This window comes from Sneathiella sp. P13V-1 (assembly GCF_015143595.1).
Classification (GTDB): Bacteria; Pseudomonadota; Alphaproteobacteria; order Sneathiellales; family Sneathiellaceae; genus Sneathiella.
The window spans coordinates 1,101,117-1,119,317 of the sequence record NZ_WYEU01000002.1 but is presented as its reverse complement, the minus strand read 5'-3'; the positions used below and the strand labels follow the sequence as shown (position 1 = coordinate 1,119,317).

Here is an 18,201-nt window from a genome sequence, read left to right as displayed (position 1 = left end):
CCCTGATAAACACGCGTAATTAAAATCTATAGATTGCTATACTTTATTACCAAGGAACGTGTATTATTTCTATAAGTTTCCAATGTTTTTAAAAGGTGAGTATCCCATGAGTTACGACAAGAGAGATCCTATCATCCGCACCGCCCCGCAGCCGCGGGATGTAAACAATAACGGTGATATCTTTGGTGGGTGGGTGCTGTCGCAAATGGATATCGCCGGTGGCGTCATGGCTGCCCGCCGCGCGAAGGGCCGTGTTGTTACCGTTGCCGTTGAGGCGATGACTTTCCATCAACCTATTAAGGTTGGTGATATCGTCAGTATTTACGGTGAGATTTTAAAAGTAGGGCGCACTTCCATGCATGTCAAACTCACAACCATTGTGGTGCGCAAGCTGGATCCAGAAGAAATCAAGGTGACAGAAGGAACCTATATTTTCGTGGCGATCGACGAAGAAGGCCGCCCAAGAGAAGTTCCTGCAGAAGATTAATTCTAGAAATTTTGATAAGTGAAGCAGGGCGGTACTTAGTGCTGCTCTCTTTTTTTGGCCAAAAGTTCCTGCACTTTTCGCTCCTCCCATTCTTCGTCGAAGAAGTTGAGCATGCCGTGGGTGCGGACGGCGTGCATGGCGATGGCAACACCCCAACCGAGAGTAGGCCAAATCGCCCAATAATATGAAGAAGTCATCCAGTTCAGAATATGCAGGAACGCGATGATAATTCCATACATCGACAAGTGATAATAGAAATGCCGCATTTCCCGCACTTTTCTGCGGGCAGCCTTTTCTTCTTTCGGATCAAAGTCAGTCATTTTCGTCACCCCTTTGTTCTTTTTTATATATTCAGGAAACGCCCAATGTCTTGTTCAGAATAAGATAATGTGACCAAGCTTACGAAAAAGGGGCAACAAAAAAGGGCCGCCGAAGCGACCCTGATTTGTACTTGATACTAAAACATAATTAGCAAGAGAAGTACATGTCGAACTCTGCTGGGTGTGGAGCATGTTCGAAGCGGTATACGTCTTCCCATTTCATTGCAATGTATCCGTCGATCATGTCGTTTGTGAATACGTCGCCTTTTGTCAGGAAGTCACGGTCAGCGTCCAGAGCTTGTAGAGCTTCGCGCAGAGAACCTGCAACTGTTGGGATGTCTTTCAATTCTTCTGGTGGCAGATCGTACAGATCTTTATCCATCGCATCACCTGGGTGAATTTTGTTCTGGATACCGTCGAGACCAGCCATCATCATTGCAGCAAAAGCGAGGTATGGGTTTGCTGTACAGTCTGGGAAGCGGATTTCAACACGCTTACCTTTTGGTGATGGTGCAAACGGAATACGGCAAGAAGCAGAACGGTTACGCGCAGAATATGCAAGAAGAACTGGCGCTTCGAACCCTGGGATCAAACGCTTGTAGGAGTTTGTAGAAGCGTTTGTGAAGGCGTTGATGGCTTTCGCGTGCTTGATGATACCGCCGATATAGTAAAGAGCAGTTTCAGAAAGCGCTGCGTAGCCGGAGCCTGCGAATGTTGGGTTGCCGTCTTTCCAGATGGACTGGTGAACGTGCATACCGGAGCCGTTGTCACCTGCAACTGGTTTTGGCATGAATGTCGCTGTTTTGCCATAAGCGTGTGCCACATTGTGGATCACATATTTCTGACGCTGGATGTCGTCAGCAGCTTCAACCATAGTTTTGAATTTGAAGCCAAGTTCATGCTGAGAAGGTGCCACTTCGTGGTGGTGCTTTTCAACAAGCAGACCCATTTCCTTAGCAATGGAAACCATTTCAGAACGGATATCCGCACCGCTGTCCACTGGCTGTACAGGGAAGTAACCGCCTTTAACTCTTGGGCGGTGACCTGTGTTGCCGCCTTCGATTTCGCCGCCAGTATTGTGTGGGGCTTCAACGTCGTCCAGTTTGAAGAATGTGTGGTGGCTGTCATTGCTGAACTGTACATCATCGAACATGAAGAATTCAGCTTCTGGACCAAAGTATGCAGTGTCGCCGATACCTGTACTTGCAAGATACGCTTCAGCATTTTTCGCAACGGAGCGTGGGTCGCGCTCGTAACGCTCACCGCTGGTTGGGTCGTGAATATCGCAGAAGATAACCAATGTTGGGCGAGCTGCAAACGGATCAACAGTCACTGTTGTCACATCTGGCATCAGTGTCATGTCGGATTCGTTAATTGCTTTCCAGCCTGTGATGGATGAGCCATCAAACATAATGCCGTCTTCGAACATGTCTTCGTCAACCGCGTCAGCGTGCATCGCAAGGTGCTGCCACTTACCTTTAGGGTCAGTGAAGCGAAGATCTACATATTCAATTTCTTCATCATTGATGCGTTTGAGAACGTCTGCAATTGTCATTTCAGTCTCTCTGTTATCTAGAATTCAAAGGGGGGGTGCTCTTCGCACCCAATTAGTTATTGTTGGGTTGGCTTAAACGGCGTCAGCGCCGGTTTCACCTGTTCTAATCCGGATCACTTCTTCAACGGTAGAAATGAAGATTTTACCATCACCGATACGTCCTGTACGGGCAGCACTTTGAATAGCTTCTAAAGCGCGCTCTACCATTTCGTCTTCCAGAACGATTTCGATTTTCACCTTAGGCAGGAAATCCACAACATATTCGGCACCACGGTAAAGTTCCGTGTGACCTTTCTGGCGGCCATAGCCTTTGGCTTCGGTAACTGTAATACCTTGCAGGCCAACTTCCTGCAGGGCTTCTTTAACTTCGTCCAGTTTGAACGGTTTAATGATGGCTTCAATTTTCTTCATGTGTCACTTCTTCAGTTGCTGCGTCAGATCGTGGCATTGATGTCCGCTTCTCATAAAGCATAAGTCGTGCCAGTTTCAAATTTGCAGTTGGCTTGTTCTGAAAAGTAGCTTTTCTGCGCAAAATTCAGAGTACATATCTGAAAGTGCTAAAAAAATGATCAAAAACAATGCCTAAAATTTAATCAAATGACTAAAAAATGGACGAATTAGGAAAAATGCTAATTCACACCACTGATTAAAACCGCTTTTTCTTGGCTATTTCTTAGGCAGACGAAGTTTATACAGGCCCTTAAAGTCGTTAGGATCGGCAACTTTACCTTTACGAACGATTTCGATCTCTCCTTTACGGGCAAGGTGGATGGCCTGCTGGCGAACAGCTGTCATGAACTTGCGCCAGAAGTCAGACGGAGAGTGCTCTTTGGCTCGGTCGCGGGCAATTGCCTGCGCGATATGGTTTGGGGAAACCTCGTCACCATATTGCAGGGCGCGCATGATGTAACCAACAACAGGATCGTCATCACGTTCGTTGTCATCATTTTCAGGTTTATTGTTCGCTTTGACGTCTTTAGTCATATGGTATCCTTAAAGTCCGGATTATCCGGAGGTAAGCTGTTTGGCTTTTATCCAGTTGCCACCGAATTGGCAAGCATTCCCTTAATAATGGGGCGGCTTTTCGTCCTGACCACCCGTAGGTATATTTTCTTCCAAAGAAACTACTCTGGAATGGGTTTGCTTCAATTTAAGTTGCAGCTTTTCAATTTCCTGCCACTGTCGATTGACCATGTCGCTTAAGTCCTGGATGGTTTGATCCTGTTCGGCAATGGTCATTTCCAGTTTGACCAGTCTTTCCTCACTCATGCTCAGGCTCCCATAATCTCTCGCATTCGCTTTTCCATACGGTCCATGGCCCGCTCGATATTTTCTTCTGAGTTGGCGTAAGAAAAACGGATATATCCTTCGCCATCTTTACCAAAGCTCGTGCCGGCAATGGTGGCGATGCCGTCTTTCTCAAGCAATAGATCCTGCATCTGCTTGGCGGTAAGGCCAGTGCCGGTGATGTTAGGGAAGGCGTAAAACGCACCTTTTGGCATTACGCACGATACACCGGCCATTTCATTCAGACGCGCCACAATCAGTTTTCGGCGTCTGTTAAAGGCGGTCATCATCTCATCAACCGGGGACTGATCCCCTTTAAGGGCGGCAATGCCTGCATATTGCGCGGATGAATTGACACAGGAATGATAATTCACGCAAAGCCGTTTGGCATATTCGATCAATTGTTCCGGCCACAAGCCCCACCCAAGGCGCCACCCAGTCATGGCATAGGTTTTGGACCAGCCATCCAATAAAATCAAGCGATCGCGGATTTCTGCAAATTCCAGAAGGCTACAATGGTTAAGCCCGTCATAGGTCATGCGGCTGTAAATCTCGTCAGATAAAATAAATACACCAGGCCAGTCTTTCAGACCCTTGGCGAGCTTTTCAAGTTCTTCTCGGGGGATAACGCCACCAGTCGGGTTGGCGGGCGTATTAATGATGATCAATCGGGTATTTTCATTCACAAGCGTCAGAACATCTTCCGCCTTGAAGGAAAAGTCCGCGCTTTCCAGGAGGGGGATCGGAACAGGTGTCGCGCCACTGTATCGGATCATGCTTTCATAAATGGGAAACCCCGGATTGGGGTAGAGGATTTCTGCACCCTCTTCACCAAACATTTCGATGGCAAAAGACATGGTCATTTTACCGCCCGGCATGATCAGAATATGATCCGGGTTTACGGAAACACCCCGGCGGGCGGCAATATCCTCGGCGACGGCTTCGCGAAGTTCCGGAATACCGGTCGCGGCTGTATATCCATGATGACCGTCTTTCAGCGCCTGAATTCCCGCCTCAACAATGGGGGCAGGGGTTGGGAAATCGGGCTGGCCAATACCAAGATTGATCACATCCATTCCCGTATTTGCAAGTGCGGCGGCCCGGGCCAGAACATCAAAGGCGGTTTCCGTTCCCAGTTTGGACATTTTTGCAGAAACACTCATTTATTGCTTTTCCTTTTCCCTTTACTTCGGCGCGAGGCCATCAGAAGATATGCCCAACAATAACGGTACTGCAAGTCAAGACTGAGGATAGACGCGTGAAGCAGACAAATGAGGTGCTGGGCAGATTTGGAACCACTGTATTTGAAGTGATGTCCAAACTGGCGATGGAGAACAAGGCGATTAATCTGGGGCAGGGCTTTCCGGATGAGGACGGGCCGGAAGATGTGCGCGCTATGGCGGCCAAAGGCTTTGTTGAAGGACCAAATCAGTATCCTCCCATGATGGGTACAAAAGAGCTTCGAAATGCCGTGGCCCACAGCAATCATCGCTTTTATGGGATCGCGGTGGAGCCTGATACAGATATCATTGTCACCTCAGGTGCCACAGAGGCGCTGAATGACTGCCTGATGGCCCTTATTAACCCGGGCGATGAAGTTGTTCTGCTTGAGCCTTTATATGACTGTTACTTGCCCCTTGTGTTGAGGGCGGGGGGCATTCCAAAATTCGTCCGACTGGACCCACCCCATTGGGAATTGTCAAAAGAACGCCTGGATGCCGCTTTTTCAGAGAAGACCAAACTTCTTTTACTGAACACCCCAATGAACCCAACGGGTAAAGTGTTCACCGCAGAAGAATTGCAGCTTCTTGCTGACTATGTTCAGAAATATGATGCTTACGCAGTCTGTGATGAGGTGTATGAGCATATTACCTTCGGTTTGGCCCGTCATATTCCCCTGTGCACCTTGCATGGGATGGGAGACCGTACCGTCCGTATTGGGTCGGCAGGTAAGACATTCTCCCTGACGGGTTGGAAGGTGGGTTATATCACCGGCTGCACAGAGCTTATTGGCAAAATCGCCAAAGCTCATCAGTTTGTCACCTTTACAACACCGCCTGCGCTTCAAAATGCGGTGGCCTTTGGTCTTGAGAAAGATGACGAGTTCTATAATGACCTGCAGGATAGTATGCAGGCCAAACGGGATTTCTTCAGAAATGCCCTGAATGACATTGGGTTTGAGACGGCCGATTGCGATGGAACCTATTTCATCAACGCGGATATCCGGTCCATTGGATATGAAGGCACCGATGTGGAGTTCTGTCAGGAAATCATCACAAAGGCCGGTGTTGCGGCCCTTCCGGTAAGTGCATTTTACGCGACAGAAGGAGCGGTAAACCATTTTGTCCGTTTCTGTTTCTGTAAACGCGAGGACGTGCTGACCACCGCGATCCGCCGTTTGGAAGAATTTTTTAACGGAAATGATTAAAAGCGCCTTGACCGAGCGAAATTAGAGCGGTAAATAGGGCGCCTCTTGTGGCGAATGTAGCTCAGTTGGTTAGAGCGCCTGACTGTGACTCAGGAGGTCGCCGGTTCGATCCCGGTCATTCGCCCCATCAAAAAGCCCCGCAGTTTGCGGGGCTTTTTTGTTTCTGGGATGAAAGGTTAGAGCGCGCCTGTCAGGGTCGCCCGTTGTGAAAGCTCTATCCAGTTTCCATCTGCATCACGAACAAAACCGTAACGCACTGTCGTTCCCAATGTTTCTGGTGCCTTACCGCCTTGACCCCCATTTTCAAGCACATGCTGATAGCATCCATCCGCATCAAAGATCTGCATTGTTAGATACCGATACCCCAAACCCAGTAGAGGAACATCATCTTTCGCAGCCGGATCTGCCACCCCGATAACCACTGTGTCACCGCATTTCCAACGATGCTCTCCCGCCGGGGTAAACTCCAGCGCCTCAGAAAAATATCTGTCAAAGGCAGCAAGATCACGAACCCCCATTTCAATCGCAATCCCGCTTGGGTGATCAGGAGTAGGGGGGATAAGTGCCACTTCATTCCCATCAGGATCGACAAGCAATTTGGCTTCATCTATTCCGTCGCGGACGATGGACAAGCGACGGTACCCACTTGGGCCAACATCAGGCAATTCGCCTCGGCTGTGATTGATTTTTAAAATGGGACCGGTGGGACCATCCCCCAGAAAGTGACGATGCTGATGAATACCACCCCCCAGCTTGCCTAAATGATCAAATTCAAGCCCAACAACTGTTTGCCAGAACTCAAGCATGGCATCCTTGTTATTTGTATAAAGGCCGATATCCAGATGTTGCTTCGCGAGTTTCATTGTTTTTCTTTCTTTTTTGGCTCGTTTTTATTTTTTGTCTTATCTTTTTTCTGAAGAAATGCCAGACAGGTAATTCGAAATCAGTAATTCTGAAAGATCATAGGCCTCTGCTTTGGCAACCTTATCGTCCTTTTGCAAATTGGTGAAAGTACATATGCCGTGAAAGGAGCTCCACAGTAACCAGGTAGATTTTCGTAGCATATCCGCTTCCTGATCATCAAAATAAGGGGTGATGACTTCTTGAATAATGGCAAGCAGGTTCTGGATTTTTGTCTGATACCAGTCTGGTTGTTCCTCCCCGGGGAGGAGATGATGTTCAAAAACGCTGTTCCACAAATTCATATTGGATCGCGTGAAATCCACATAGGCGCGGGCAAGTTGGATAAGCTTTGCCTCAGATGTTCCAGTGATCTTTGTTGACTTCAAATGGTCACGCAGACGATCCAGTGTTACACCGTTCATTTGCATCACCAAATCATCAAGATCCTTAAAGAAGTTATATATGGTACCGACGGAGTAGCCTATTTCCTTGGCCACTTTTCGAAGAGACAAGTTTTGTACGCCAAACTCGGCAATATGCGCCTGCGTCTTATCCAGTATCATTTGCCGCAGTTCTTCGCGGCTGTGATCGTAACGTCTTGCCATAACTTTTACTCTTTATTGAACAGTGATCAATTAATGCTTGACTTCGTCGAAGAAGTCAATATGTTTGCAAATGAGCAGTGTTCATTTAAACTTTAATTGAGCGCTGTTAAATTAAAAATGGGGAGACACAAGATGTTTCAAAAACTATTTGCAGTGATTTCTTTGTCAGCTTTGTTAATGCAGCCAGTGCAGGCGTCCGCCTCTCAGGCTTCAAACGGTGCATCAGAAGCATCCGTTCTAACAGGTTCATTGGTTGTTTATGGTACTTCAAAGCTATTGGAGGCCAGCTCTGAGTTAGTAGTTGAAAGTGTCAAAGCCGTAGGTGAAGGCGCGGTTGTTGTCCTCAAAGGTTCAGGTGAGGCGGCTTCGGTTGCTGTTAAAATCTCGGGCAAGGTCGCGGAAGATGCCTCCCTCGCGGCGGGGCAGGTTATCAAGGTGATAACCCTATCCACAGGATATTTGCTTGAAAAAGCGGGGCAGGTAATTGCCTTTATTCCAAATGAAGTTGGTAAAGCCCTGACAACGGCGAAGGACTAAGTCGATGGCTTATTTGAAATCCAGATCGTCCCTTTTGGGCAAAATGATTGTTCTCTTCTTTATCTCATTTATAGGGTTGGCCTCAGCCGCCGCGGCGAATGAAGCTCCCTGTAAGCCACCTGAAATCAAGACAGAAGCTTTCTTAAAGGCGAATAAGCAATCGCAATCGCTTTTAAAGGAGTTGAACAACTCCAACACCAATCTGGTGCTCGTATCTCGTATCGGAAGTGATATCAGCAGCAAAGGTTTGAAATACACGCATATGGGTGTGTTTTGGCGGGGGGACGTTTCAGACAGTTGGAAAGTCACTCATCTGCTGAATTTCTGTGAAAGCTCAAATTCCGATATTTATGAGCAGGGAATTCTTGATTTCTATATGGATGATCCGTTTAAGTACGACACGTTGATTACCATCCCACAGGAAAAACTGCGTAAAGAATTGCATGAGATTATCCGCACGGGGGATTACAAAACAGTCGTTGTTAAAAAATACAATATGATCGCCAACCCAAGGAGCGAGACATATGCCAATTCAAATCAGTTTATTTTGGAAATGATTGGCATGGCTCAGGGGCGGCTTAACGGCAGGCAAATTATGGATCGGAAAGATGCCCAGGATGTTCTGCAAGAAAATGCCTTTAAAGGGTCCGTTATTCGGGTGCGTTTTTTTGAAGCTCTGTTTGGCGGACTATTCAAGGAAAACGTGACCTTCAAAGATCATCCCACCGCTTCAAAAGAGCAGGGGCGTTTTGAATTTGTCAGTGTGAAGTCAGTTGTCGAATACCTGATGAAAAGCGGTCAAATCGAACGAAACTACGAACTCGCTGGATAATATTATGCCCCGCAATTTGCGGGGCTTTTTTATTCACCACACTAATTCGTGCGGCGTTCCAGTTCGGCGCGGGCGGCTTCATTCAGGAAAGCGCTTCGATTGGGGGCGATGGCGTCTATGTCTGATACAAGCTTTTCATCCAACATCACATTATATCGCTTCATTTTCCCAGGAATAGTGACAGAGACAAAAACAAGAATACCGTCATCATCCGCCATTTCTTTTTTCATAGGGGACGGAGTTGGTATGTCATCGCCATCCTCCACCATGCCTTCCACATGAAGTTGCAGGGCTTCCGCTCCCATCTCCAGCGCTTCTTCAATGGTATCTCCAGCGGAGATACAACCGGGAAAGTCAGGGAAGTGAATACCAAAGGCGGAGTCGTCTTCTTTATGAATGACACCGGGGTATTTTGTTAAGCTCATGATTTCACCGCACTCAATTCAGTAACTTAAGGCCGCTTTGAATTTCGATACTCTTGACAGTGCCTTTGGGAAGCTCCTTCTTCGGATGGGGCAAAGTCACCTTGCCCTTCTTTGTGGGGTGCTTCAACTGCATATGAGACCCTCGCCGCGCCACTTCATACCATCCATCTGCAAGTAGAGCCTTCAGAATATCACGACTATTCATAAACGTGCTTGTCTCTTTGATGTGAATTTATACACACTAGTGTGTATTGTCAATGTTTTCATACAAGCAGAAGAAAAGCGGATTGAATCAGAGAAGAGCAACGATATTCATCTAAGCCCTTAATTAATCTTAATTTTGTAGATCCAAAGCGTCTTTTTATTTATCGCTATAGTTATTCACACCATCCCTGACGTGCACCTGCATCATATGAACGGGCGAGGCCGCGGGTGACAAGGAGATCGTTTATATTCTCCCCGGTGGGGGTATAAAGCACGCCGATGATACGGCCGTATTTGCCGTCGGCTTTACCTTCGTAAGGGATGGCTTCCAGAATGGTGAGTTTGTTTAAGGTTTTTTCTCTGACCAGATCACGGGCTTCAATTGCCAGGATTTTCTCTGCCTCGCATTTGCCGCGTATTTCAGGTGTGTCGATCCCTTTTAAACGGATCTTTGCTTCGACGCGCTGTCCCTTCCAGATGAGCACTTCCATGGTCACCGTGTCGCCGTCATACACATCAGTGACGATGCCCGCATATTTATTGGTGATCTCTTCAGCGTGGACGCTGAAAAATGTGAGGGGGAGGATCAATAAGCCAAGGATCGTTACGCGCATAAGTCATCTCTCTGTCGTTAGATGATGTATAGACGAGTATAGACCAGAAACTGTGACAAATATTATTATTTAATCGCGAAAAGATCGGGGCAGGGTGCGTTTGCCTTTGGCCCTCGGTCGATCTTTTCGGCGGCTCTTCTGTCTCTTGCGGCCCCACCAAACTTCCATCTTACGGCGAAGGCGGCGGAAGAACGCGCTGTCAATAGCAAGGACCATAATGCCCAAGGGGAGCATCCAGAAACCCACTACAGGTAAGAACCAGAAGATTCCCCCGAATATAAGCGCCCATCCAAGCAATGTGCGTTGCCATTTCTTCGCCGGGATCTTGATTTTGCTTTTTAAATTACTGAAATCGATATCTTTGATCATCTCGGCTGATGGGTGCCCTGTTAAATCACTGAATTTTCCACATATGTGACAATTGTGGCAGCATTGTAAACAAGGTTTCACAAAGTCACGGCTTTAGAAAGGTTGATTACCAACAAAAGCTCTCATAACCTGAAAAGAAAACCAAGGGGGACAGAATGGACCAGGAACTCGCCTATATCTCAGCAACGGATCTGTTAGAGGCTTATAAGAACAAGAAAATCTCTCCGGTCGAAGCGACCCAAGCGGCGCTGGATCAAATTGATGCCTATGACCAGTATCTGAACGCGTTTGTCTTTGTGGATCATAAAGGCGCACTGGAGGCGGCACGCGCGTCAGAGGCCCGCTGGATGAAGGGTGAGCCTATGGGGCTTGTCGATGGTGTGCCGACCACAGTTAAAGACATCATGTTGATGAAAGGCTTCCCCACTTTGAAAGGATCAAAGCTTGTGGACCCCAAGGGAGATTGGTCAGATGATTCCCCTGCTGTGGAACGCCTTCGTGAAAGTGGTGTTGTCTTCTTGGGCAAAACCACCACACCTGAGTTCGGCTTTAAAGGGGTAACCGATAGTCCGCTATCCGGTATCACCCGCAACCCATGGAATACAGATCGCACACCGGGCGGATCAAGCGGCGGTGCCTCCGCGGCCTGTGCTGCGGGTATGGGGATTTTCCATACGGGTTCAGACGGTGGTGGGTCCATTCGTATTCCATCAGCCTTTGCCGGTATCTTCGGCATTAAACCAAGTTTCGGGCGTGTGCCGGTTTGGCCGGCCTCAGCTTTCGGAACGGTGTCTCACGTAGGGCCAATGACCCGTAGCGTCGCGGACGCGGCACTTATGTTGGATGTGATGAAGGGCTTTGATGCCCGCGACTGGTACGCGCTTCCATCAACGGATATGCAGTATCGCAATAATCTGGAAGGCGGCTTCAAGGGGTTGAAAATCGCTTATAGCCGTGATCTTGGATATGTAGACAATATTGAACCCGCCATTCTGGAGGCGTTTGATAAAGCCATTGAGCTGATCCGGGACGCAGGCGGTGACGTGGAGGAGGTCAATCCCGGTTTTGAGAGCCCATTAAAGGACTTTGGTGTGCTTTGGTATGCGGGGGCAGCTTACGCAGTGAAAGACGTTCCAGCAGAAACACGGAAATTGATGGATCCGGCTTTGCAGGAAGTTGTGAAATCAGGGGAAGAGTTCACGATGACCGACTTCTTTGATGCAAGCGTTCGCCGTACGGCACTTGGTGCACATATGCGCGCCTTCCATGAAAAGTATGATCTGTTGCTGACACCTTCTTTGGCGGTCACGGCCTTTACAGCCGGGCAGATGGCACCGGGGGATCGTGATGGAAAGCCAGAGGATGAAAACTGGGTAGATTGGACCCCGTTCTCTTATCCATTTAACTTAACGCAGCAACCGGCCTGTTCCGTGCCATGTGGATTGTCTCCAGAGGGCCTGCCGATCGGACTGCAGATCGTAGGCCCAATGCATAAAGACGAAATGGTCTTGCGTGCGGCGGCGGCCTTTGAAAAAATATCACCAGCAACGGGCAAACGTCCGGACCTTTCCAAGCTGGGATAAGTAAAAGAGGTATATTTTGACCGAGCTGTTTTCTGTAGAGCAAATGTATGCGGCGGACAAAGCCGCCATGGAAGGCGGTGTTCCCGGCCTTACCCTGATGGAAAATGCCGGTCAAAGTATCGTTCGGGAGATAGAAGCCCGCTGGGCACCGGAGCCTGTATTGGTTTTATGCGGTCCCGGTAATAACGGGGGCGATGGATATGTCATCGCCCGCGCCTTGGCAGAGAAAGATTGGCCCGTTCGTGTTGTGGTGTTTGGCGACCCTGAGAAATTAAAGGGCGATGCGCTGGAAATGTATCGTCGCTACACCGGTGACATTGAGGCTTTAGCAGGCGCAGATAATCTCGAAGATGAGCTTCTTATCGTGGATGCGATCTTTGGCGCTGGATTTAAGGGGGACCTGCCAGAGCCTATCCGGGATCTGTTCGATGCAATTTCCTCTCAAGGATCCCACGTGGTTGCTGTAGATACCCCAAGCGGGGTGCAGGGCACAGATGGAACAGCTTCCGCTGGCACACTGGAAGCAGATCTTACGGTGACGTTTTTCCGTCCCAAAACCGGGCATTATCTGTTGCCGGGTCGTGCCTATGTGGGGGAATTGGTGGTAACCGATATAGGCATCCCCGAAGAAGTTCTGGATGAGATCGCCATTGATGTACGGCAAAATAATCCGGCCGACTGGTTTGATCTGATCCCTCAGCCTGTACTGGACGGACACAAATACTCACGTGGGCATTTGGCAGTAAATGGGGGCGGTGTCAGCTCCACCGGTGCGGCTCGTATCTCCGCGCGGGCTGGTCTGCGCGCTGGAGCAGGGGCTGTCACTGTTGTAACACCGCCGTCAGCATTAATGGTTTATGCCACCGCGCTGGAAGCTGTGATGGTGAAATCCATTGACAGTGAGGATGACTTTGAGAGCTGGATAGCTGATCGGCGTATTGGAGCGGTTATTATTGGGCCGGGCAATGGTGTGAATGACCGCACCCGCAGCTTTGTTTTAAAAGCCCTCGCCAGTAATGCCGACGTTATTTTGGATGCCGATGCCATTACAGTATTTCAGGAAGATCCAGACACGCTTTTTAATGCGATCTGGGAGAAGGCGAACGGTACTGTTGTCCTCACCCCGCATGAAGCGGAATTTGCGCGACTTTTTGATGTTGAGGGAAGCGCGCTGGAGAGATGCCGTGAAGCAGCGGCCAAGTCCGGGGCTATTGTTTTGCTGAAAGGGGCGACAACGGTTATTGCGGCGCCTGACGGCCGCGCGACCTTAAACACAAATGCGCCACCTTATCTGGCAACAGCCGGATCAGGGGATGCGCTTGCAGGTATTATTGGAGGCCAAGTCATTGGGGCGGAACATCCTTTTGCGGCTGTTTGCGCCGCCGTATGGATCCACTCAGAGGCCGGAGCGGTCGTTGGACAGGGGCTTGTTGCCGAAGATATAGAGCAGCAAATTCCTTATATTTTTCAAAAACTTTATGTAGATTATTCGTAAATTTTGAAGGAAGTTGTGCCTTATTCTACTGTAAAGAGTTTATTTACTTTTTTACGTTAAATTCCAATAGATTGAAGGGGTATTTGAAGGATCTAGGTACAGAATTATGTTTAAACGGGCTAACCTTAAAGAGAAGATTTCCTGCGGCGAAATTTATCATCGTAATATGCGTGTGAACGCACGTGAAGAAGCAAAAGTTCTGAGTATCATGGATGACGAGCAAGGCATCCCACATGTACGATTTGAGAGAACTCTTGTTGGCAGCTGTTTTAAAGATCCTCAAGGTGTTCGTGTTCTGGCTCTGGACGCCTTTGCAAAAGACTTTCATGTAAATTAGAGAAATTTCGGCCATGGGGGAGGTCAGATTTCAAATTATTTTCGATGGCAGAAACGTTAGTTTTCTGCCATTTTTGTATTTAATTTATCTGAATTGAGAATTTTTCTTCAAAAGTTGCCAGAAATAGTCTAGGCATAGCCGGAAATCATGTGCTATAGAACGCCGCTCCTGAGGGAAACGGTGTGAAACATCAAGTTAGCACATGTGTCCGGATGGGCTACATTATGCGGGTATGGCGGAATTGGTAGACGCGCTGGTTTTAGGTACCAGTACCTTTGGTGTGGGGGTTCGACTCCCTCTACCCGCACCATAATTCTTGCAATCGGCGACCGGCCGCTTGCGACTTAGTTTTAAGAACTTTAACGATAAATGACGGGCAATCGTTCATGCAGGTTACACAAACGAGCTCTGAAGGGCTGAAGCGGGATTTCACAGTTGTAGTTGAAGCCGCGGAAATCGACTCCAAGGTAACAGAAAAACTGACAACTGTAGGCGAACAGGTAAGACTTCCAGGTTTCCGTCCTGGTAAAGTCCCTATGTCAATTCTACGTCAGCGTTTCGGTAACCAGGTAATGGGCGAAGTTCTGGAAGAAGCCGTAAACGAGTGTAGCCAGAAAGCGCTGAACGACAACGATCTGCGTCCAGCACAGCAGCCAAAAATTGAAATCACAAAATTCGATCAGGGTTCCGATCTGGAATTTACAATCGAAGTTGAAGTGATGCCAGAATTTGAGCCAATGGATTTCTCCAAACTGAAGCTCGAAAAACTGGTTGCTGACGTTGAAGACAGCAGAGTTGACGAAGCTCTGACTGAAATCGCAGGTGCACAGAAAAACTTCAAAAAAGTTGCACGTAACCGTAAAGCGAAAGCCGGTGATGCCGTTCTTATGGACTTCCTCGGTAAAGTTGACGGTGTGGCATTCGAAGGTGGTGCTGCTGAAGGTCACCAGCTTGAACTTGGCTCCGGTCAGTTCATTCCTGGTTTTGAAGATCAGTTGATCGGCCAAAAAGGTGGCGATGAAGTTGAAGTGAACGTCACTTTCCCTGAAAACTACGGTGCAGAGCACCTTGCAGGTAAAGATGCGGTTTTCGAAGTGAAGATCCATGAAGTTCAGGAAGCTGCTGACGTCGAAATCGATGACGAGTTCGCTCAGAAACTTGGCCTTGATGATCTGGAAGCTCTGAAAACAGCTGTACGCGAACGTATTGAAGCCGATTATGGTCAGCTTTCACGCCAGACATTGAAGCGCAACATGCTTGACGCTCTGTCCGACAACCACGATTTTGAAGTTCCTCCAGGAATGAAGCAAGCTGAGTTTGACAGTATCTGGGAGCAGTTCCAGAAAGAACTTGAACGCACTGGCGAAAAACTGGAAGACCAAGATCAGAGCGAAGAAGAGCTTCGTGAAGAATATGGCTCAATTGCCGAGCGGCGTGTTCGTCTTGGTCTGTTGCTTGCAGAAGTTGGTCGCATCAACAACATTGACGTGACAACGGAAGAAGTTCAGCAAGCAATGCTGGCTCAGGCACGTAACTTCCCAGGTCAGGAACAGCAAATCTTCCAGATGTTCCAGCAAAATCCTGAAATGCAGAATTCTCTTCGCGCACCAATCTTTGAAGACAAAGTTGTTGATTTCATCGCAGAATTGGCTGACGTGAAAGAAAAGAAAGTTTCTTTCGAAGAACTGACTGCTGATCCGGACGCAGAAGAAGAGCCAAAGAAAAAAGCTCCTGCTAAAAAGAAAGCTGCTCCAAAGAAAAAAGCGGCTGAAGACAAGGAAGAAGCCCCAAAGAAAAAGGCTGCTCCTAAAAAGAAAGCAGCAGCGAAGAAAAAAGACGACTAATTCAGTCATCTAAACAATTCTAAAGAGGCGACCGTTGCTAGAATAACGGTCGCCTTTTTTGATTTAAATGAACAAGAAATCGAAGAAAATTCGTTTTTGGGTGGTAATTTTCCAAATCATATGCACATTGGAAATAATACAAATTCAACTGAGGAAACAGCACTATGGCTGATGCGATTGATACTTATATGAACACACTGATCCCGATGGTTGTTGAGCAGACAGCTAGAGGCGAACGTTCATATGATATTTTTTCACGTCTTTTGAAGGAACGTATCATCTTTGTGACCGGGCAGGTCCATGATGGGATGGCGAGCCTTGTTACTGCCCAGCTTCTGTTCCTTGAAGCTGAGAATCCTAACAAGCCGATTTACATGTATATCAACTCTCCCGGTGGCGTTGTAACGTCCGGTTTGGCGATGTATGACACAATGCAGTATATCAAACCTGAAATTTCCACAGTTTGTGTTGGTCAGGCCGCCTCTATGGGGTCATTCCTGCTGACAGCAGGAACGAAAGGTCAGCGCTTTGCATTGCCAAATGCGCGGGTGATGATCCACCAACCTTCAGGTGGTGCGCAGGGGCAGGCAACAGACATCGAAATTCAGGCGCGTGAGATCCTGAAAATTCGTGCCCGCTTGAATGACCTGTATGTTGAACACACAGGCCAGCCACTGGACGTCATTGAACGCTCCATGGAGCGCGATAACTTCATGACCGCTGATGAGGCCAAGGAATTTGGTTTGATTGATGAAGTGGTTTCAAGCCGTCCAGAAGCAGCAGAAGGGGAAGGGAGCAAATCCTGATCTTCTGACTGATTCACTGATCAATTAGTCAAGGTGGGGCGGCGAAGAAATTCGCAGCCCCATTTGCGTTGTTAACGGAATGTTGACTGCATGGATTGTAATATTTGATCCAAGGGGCGTTGAAATCTGCTTTTCGGCTACGACGTAAAAGAAGAGGTTCACATTCTTGTTGTCGGTCCGCCGGTCGGCGGCTAATATGGAAAGTCCATCGAGATATTGGAGTATCTATGACCAAATTAAGTGGCGGAGATTCAAAAAGCACCCTGTATTGCTCCTTCTGCGGCAAAAGCCAGCATGAAGTGCGCAAACTTATCGCAGGGCCGACTGTCTTTATCTGTGACGAGTGTGTTGAGCTCTGCATGGATATTATCCGCGAAGAACATAAAAGCACTTTGGTGAAATCCAGTGATGGTGTACCGACACCTTCTGAGATTAATGACGTTCTCAATGATTATGTGATTGGTCAGAAGCACGCGAAGAAAGTTCTGTCTGTTGCGGTACACAACCACTATAAGCGCCTGCATCACGGTTCAAAGTCAGATGATGTAGAACTGGCAAAATCCAATATCCTTCTGATCGGTCCAACTGGTTGTGGTAAGACACTTCTGGCGCAGACATTGGCACGTATCCTAGATGTGCCATTTACTATGGCTGATGCGACAACCCTGACCGAAGCTGGTTATGTTGGTGAAGATGTTGAAAACATTATCCTGAAATTGCTTCAGTCTGCTGAATACAACGTTGAACGCGCTCAGCGCGGTATCGTTTATATTGACGAGGTGGATAAAATCAGCCGCAAATCTGATAATCCATCCATCACACGTGATGTATCTGGTGAGGGGGTACAGCAGGCCTTGCTGAAAATCATGGAAGGGACAGTTGCGTCCGTTCCACCACAAGGTGGCCGTAAACATCCACAGCAAGAGTTCTTGCAAGTTGATACAACAAACATTCTGTTTATCTGCGGCGGGGCTTTCGCTGGCCTTGATAAGATTATCTCTTCACGTGGTCGGGATTCCTCCATCGGTTTTGGTGCGGATGTTCAGTCTGAAGACGATCGCAAAACAGGTGAGTTGCTGAAAGGTGTGGAACCTGATGATCTGACGAAATTTGGTATGATTCCAGAATTTGTTGGTCGTCTGCCTGTTTTGGCGACACTTGAAGATCTGGATGAAGAGGCCCTGATCGAAATTCTTACGGCGCCGAAAAATGCTCTGGTGAAGCAATATCAACGTCTGTTTGAGATGGAAGAAGTGAAACTGACCTTCACCGAAGATGCGCTTTCAGCCATTGCAACAAAAGCAATTGAGCGTAAGACAGGTGCCCGTGGTCTTCGTTCTATTCTTGAAGCGATCCTGCTAAATCCTATGTATGATCTACCTACCGTCGAAAACGTTGAAGAAATTGTTATTAATGGAGACGTTGTTGAAGGTGAGGGGCAACCGCTCTACATTTATGCTGATCGCAAAGATGCCAGCGGCAATAGCGCGTAGTTAATATTTTTATCGGGGTGTTCGTCACCCCGTACTTTCCAAATACAGGACCTGTGTCCACATTACTGGAGTTATTC

The 18,201-nt window shown here is 47.9% G+C and carries 22 protein-coding genes and 2 tRNA genes; 12 read left to right on the top strand and 12 right to left on the bottom strand.

From position 1 onward, the window contains the following. The first annotated feature begins 106 nt into the window (after positions 1–106). Entirely contained in the window at positions 107–487 is a 381-nt protein-coding gene (locus GUA87_RS12305; RefSeq protein ID WP_193716839.1) for an acyl-CoA thioesterase, read from the top strand. A 35-nt stretch (positions 488–522) separates the two neighbouring features. Here the strand turns inward: GUA87_RS12305 and GUA87_RS12300 are convergent, their stop codons facing one another. From GUA87_RS12300 to GUA87_RS12275, 6 genes are all read right to left on the bottom strand, one after another. Further along, complete coding sequence (locus GUA87_RS12300; RefSeq protein WP_193716838.1) at positions 523–807, bottom strand: 2TM domain-containing protein; 285 nt, start codon at positions 805–807, stop codon at positions 523–525. Between the two features lie 148 nt (positions 808–955). Next, on the bottom strand, positions 956–2,362 hold the full coding sequence (gene glnA, locus GUA87_RS12295; RefSeq protein ID WP_193716837.1) for a type I glutamate--ammonia ligase: 1,407 nt from the start codon (positions 2,360–2,362) through the stop codon (positions 956–958). Between the two features lie 72 nt (positions 2,363–2,434). Beyond that, positions 2,435–2,773, bottom strand: a complete 339-nt coding sequence (locus GUA87_RS12290; protein WP_193716836.1) for a P-II family nitrogen regulator — start codon at positions 2,771–2,773, stop codon at positions 2,435–2,437. Between the two features lie 255 nt (positions 2,774–3,028). Then, positions 3,029–3,346: a DUF3253 domain-containing protein gene (locus GUA87_RS12285; RefSeq protein ID WP_193716835.1), complete on the bottom strand. Its 318-nt coding sequence runs from the start codon at positions 3,344–3,346 to the stop codon at positions 3,029–3,031. 81 nt (positions 3,347–3,427) lie between these two features. Then, the gene (locus tag GUA87_RS12280) at positions 3,428–3,631 is read right to left on the bottom strand and encodes a SlyX family protein (RefSeq protein WP_193716834.1); all 204 of its coding nucleotides are present in this window, start codon (positions 3,629–3,631) and stop codon (positions 3,428–3,430) included. A gap of 2 nt (positions 3,632–3,633) precedes the next feature. Beyond that, entirely contained in the window at positions 3,634–4,812 is a 1,179-nt protein-coding gene (locus tag GUA87_RS12275; protein ID WP_193716833.1) for a pyridoxal phosphate-dependent aminotransferase, read from the bottom strand. Between the two features lie 95 nt (positions 4,813–4,907). On the opposite strand from GUA87_RS12275, the gene GUA87_RS12270 reads away from it, so the two are divergent. Then, positions 4,908–6,077, top strand: a complete 1,170-nt coding sequence (locus GUA87_RS12270; RefSeq protein ID WP_193716832.1) for an aminotransferase — start codon at positions 4,908–4,910, stop codon at positions 6,075–6,077. 50 nt (positions 6,078–6,127) lie between these two features. Then, positions 6,128–6,204, top strand: a tRNA-His gene (locus GUA87_RS12265). Positions 6,205–6,253: 49 nt separating this feature from the next. On the opposite strand, the gene GUA87_RS12260 is transcribed toward GUA87_RS12265, so the two are convergent. Both GUA87_RS12260 and GUA87_RS12255 read right to left on the bottom strand, forming a co-directional pair. Further along, positions 6,254–6,940: a VOC family protein gene (locus GUA87_RS12260; RefSeq protein WP_193716831.1), complete on the bottom strand. Its 687-nt coding sequence runs from the start codon at positions 6,938–6,940 to the stop codon at positions 6,254–6,256. Between the two features lie 39 nt (positions 6,941–6,979). Then, a complete protein-coding gene (locus GUA87_RS12255; RefSeq protein WP_193716830.1) occupies positions 6,980–7,585 on the bottom strand; it encodes a TetR/AcrR family transcriptional regulator in 606 nt (201 codons plus the stop codon). Between the two features lie 132 nt (positions 7,586–7,717). Between GUA87_RS12255 and GUA87_RS12250 the strand changes: the two genes are divergently transcribed. Then, complete coding sequence (locus GUA87_RS12250; RefSeq protein WP_193716829.1) at positions 7,718–8,122, top strand: hypothetical protein; 405 nt, start codon at positions 7,718–7,720, stop codon at positions 8,120–8,122. A gap of 4 nt (positions 8,123–8,126) precedes the next feature. Then, the gene (locus GUA87_RS12245) at positions 8,127–8,954 is read left to right on the top strand and encodes a DUF2145 domain-containing protein (protein WP_193716828.1); all 828 of its coding nucleotides are present in this window, start codon (positions 8,127–8,129) and stop codon (positions 8,952–8,954) included. A 41-nt stretch (positions 8,955–8,995) separates the two neighbouring features. On the opposite strand, the gene GUA87_RS12240 is transcribed toward GUA87_RS12245, so the two are convergent. The 4 genes from GUA87_RS12240 to GUA87_RS12225 all read right to left on the bottom strand — a co-directional run bounded on the left by GUA87_RS12240 (position 8,996) and on the right by GUA87_RS12225 (position 10,566). Continuing rightward, positions 8,996–9,379 (bottom strand): type II toxin-antitoxin system HicB family antitoxin, encoded by a 384-nt coding sequence (locus GUA87_RS12240; protein WP_193716827.1) that lies wholly within the window; start codon positions 9,377–9,379, stop codon positions 8,996–8,998. 13 nt (positions 9,380–9,392) lie between these two features. Further along, on the bottom strand, positions 9,393–9,584 hold the full coding sequence (locus GUA87_RS12235) for a type II toxin-antitoxin system HicA family toxin (RefSeq protein WP_193716826.1): 192 nt from the start codon (positions 9,582–9,584) through the stop codon (positions 9,393–9,395). A 172-nt stretch (positions 9,585–9,756) separates the two neighbouring features. Beyond that, positions 9,757–10,197 carry a thermonuclease family protein gene (locus tag GUA87_RS12230; protein ID WP_193716825.1) on the bottom strand — a complete coding sequence of 147 codons (441 nt, stop codon included), beginning with the start codon at positions 10,195–10,197 and terminating at the stop codon, positions 9,757–9,759. Positions 10,198–10,266: 69 nt separating this feature from the next. Further along, positions 10,267–10,566: a hypothetical protein gene (locus tag GUA87_RS12225; RefSeq protein WP_193716824.1), complete on the bottom strand. Its 300-nt coding sequence runs from the start codon at positions 10,564–10,566 to the stop codon at positions 10,267–10,269. Between the two features lie 155 nt (positions 10,567–10,721). On the opposite strand from GUA87_RS12225, the gene GUA87_RS12220 reads away from it, so the two are divergent. The 7 genes from GUA87_RS12220 (at position 10,722) to clpX (ending at position 18,124) form a co-directional block, all read left to right on the top strand. Further along, on the top strand, positions 10,722–12,149 hold the full coding sequence (locus GUA87_RS12220) for an amidase (RefSeq protein WP_193716823.1): 1,428 nt from the start codon (positions 10,722–10,724) through the stop codon (positions 12,147–12,149). A 16-nt stretch (positions 12,150–12,165) separates the two neighbouring features. Next, positions 12,166–13,644: an NAD(P)H-hydrate dehydratase gene (locus GUA87_RS12215; protein ID WP_227711846.1), complete on the top strand. Its 1,479-nt coding sequence runs from the start codon at positions 12,166–12,168 to the stop codon at positions 13,642–13,644. A 106-nt stretch (positions 13,645–13,750) separates the two neighbouring features. Further along, positions 13,751–13,981, top strand: a complete 231-nt coding sequence (locus GUA87_RS12210) for a hypothetical protein (protein ID WP_193716822.1) — start codon at positions 13,751–13,753, stop codon at positions 13,979–13,981. A 226-nt stretch (positions 13,982–14,207) separates the two neighbouring features. Next, a tRNA-Leu gene (locus GUA87_RS12205) sits at positions 14,208–14,291 on the top strand. Between the two features lie 76 nt (positions 14,292–14,367). After that, complete coding sequence (gene tig / locus GUA87_RS12200) at positions 14,368–15,825, top strand: trigger factor (protein ID WP_193716821.1); 1,458 nt, start codon at positions 14,368–14,370, stop codon at positions 15,823–15,825. A 164-nt stretch (positions 15,826–15,989) separates the two neighbouring features. Further along, positions 15,990–16,631, top strand: a complete 642-nt coding sequence (gene clpP / locus GUA87_RS12195) for an ATP-dependent Clp endopeptidase proteolytic subunit ClpP (protein WP_321575911.1) — start codon at positions 15,990–15,992, stop codon at positions 16,629–16,631. Between the two features lie 227 nt (positions 16,632–16,858). Continuing rightward, positions 16,859–18,124 carry an ATP-dependent Clp protease ATP-binding subunit ClpX gene (gene clpX, locus GUA87_RS12190; RefSeq protein ID WP_193716820.1) on the top strand — a complete coding sequence of 422 codons (1,266 nt, stop codon included), beginning with the start codon at positions 16,859–16,861 and terminating at the stop codon, positions 18,122–18,124. Positions 18,125–18,201 lie beyond the last annotated feature (77 nt).

Excerpts from the sequence above, each read along its gene's own strand:
- clpX (WP_193716820.1), top strand. The coding sequence starts at position 16,859 with ATGACCAAATTAAGTGGCGGAGATTCAAAAAGCACCCTGTATTGCTCC.
- GUA87_RS12245 (WP_193716828.1), top strand. The coding sequence starts at position 8,127 with ATGGCTTATTTGAAATCCAGATCGTCCCTTTTGGGCAAAATGATTGTT.
- GUA87_RS12260 (WP_193716831.1), bottom strand. The coding sequence starts at position 6,940 with ATGAAACTCGCGAAGCAACATCTGGATATCGGCCTTTATACAAATAAC.
- GUA87_RS12225 (WP_193716824.1), bottom strand. The coding sequence starts at position 10,566 with ATGATCAAAGATATCGATTTCAGTAATTTAAAAAGCAAAATCAAGATC.
- tig (WP_193716821.1), top strand. The coding sequence starts at position 14,368 with ATGCAGGTTACACAAACGAGCTCTGAAGGGCTGAAGCGGGATTTCACA.
- clpP (WP_321575911.1), top strand. The coding sequence starts at position 15,990 with ATGGCTGATGCGATTGATACTTATATGAACACACTGATCCCGATGGTT.
- GUA87_RS12255 (WP_193716830.1), bottom strand. The coding sequence starts at position 7,585 with ATGGCAAGACGTTACGATCACAGCCGCGAAGAACTGCGGCAAATGATA.
- GUA87_RS12230 (WP_193716825.1), bottom strand. The coding sequence starts at position 10,197 with ATGCGCGTAACGATCCTTGGCTTATTGATCCTCCCCCTCACATTTTTC.
- GUA87_RS12285 (WP_193716835.1), bottom strand. The coding sequence starts at position 3,346 with ATGACTAAAGACGTCAAAGCGAACAATAAACCTGAAAATGATGACAAC.
- GUA87_RS12235 (WP_193716826.1), bottom strand. The coding sequence starts at position 9,584 with ATGAATAGTCGTGATATTCTGAAGGCTCTACTTGCAGATGGATGGTAT.
- GUA87_RS12220 (WP_193716823.1), top strand. The coding sequence starts at position 10,722 with ATGGACCAGGAACTCGCCTATATCTCAGCAACGGATCTGTTAGAGGCT.
- GUA87_RS12280 (WP_193716834.1), bottom strand. The coding sequence starts at position 3,631 with ATGAGTGAGGAAAGACTGGTCAAACTGGAAATGACCATTGCCGAACAG.
- GUA87_RS12240 (WP_193716827.1), bottom strand. The coding sequence starts at position 9,379 with ATGAGCTTAACAAAATACCCCGGTGTCATTCATAAAGAAGACGACTCC.
- glnA (WP_193716837.1), bottom strand. The coding sequence starts at position 2,362 with ATGACAATTGCAGACGTTCTCAAACGCATCAATGATGAAGAAATTGAA.
- GUA87_RS12275 (WP_193716833.1), bottom strand. The coding sequence starts at position 4,812 with ATGAGTGTTTCTGCAAAAATGTCCAAACTGGGAACGGAAACCGCCTTT.
- GUA87_RS12290 (WP_193716836.1), bottom strand. The coding sequence starts at position 2,773 with ATGAAGAAAATTGAAGCCATCATTAAACCGTTCAAACTGGACGAAGTT.
- GUA87_RS12305 (WP_193716839.1), top strand. The coding sequence starts at position 107 with ATGAGTTACGACAAGAGAGATCCTATCATCCGCACCGCCCCGCAGCCG.
- GUA87_RS12300 (WP_193716838.1), bottom strand. The coding sequence starts at position 807 with ATGACTGACTTTGATCCGAAAGAAGAAAAGGCTGCCCGCAGAAAAGTG.
- GUA87_RS12210 (WP_193716822.1), top strand. The coding sequence starts at position 13,751 with ATGTTTAAACGGGCTAACCTTAAAGAGAAGATTTCCTGCGGCGAAATT.
- GUA87_RS12250 (WP_193716829.1), top strand. The coding sequence starts at position 7,718 with ATGTTTCAAAAACTATTTGCAGTGATTTCTTTGTCAGCTTTGTTAATG.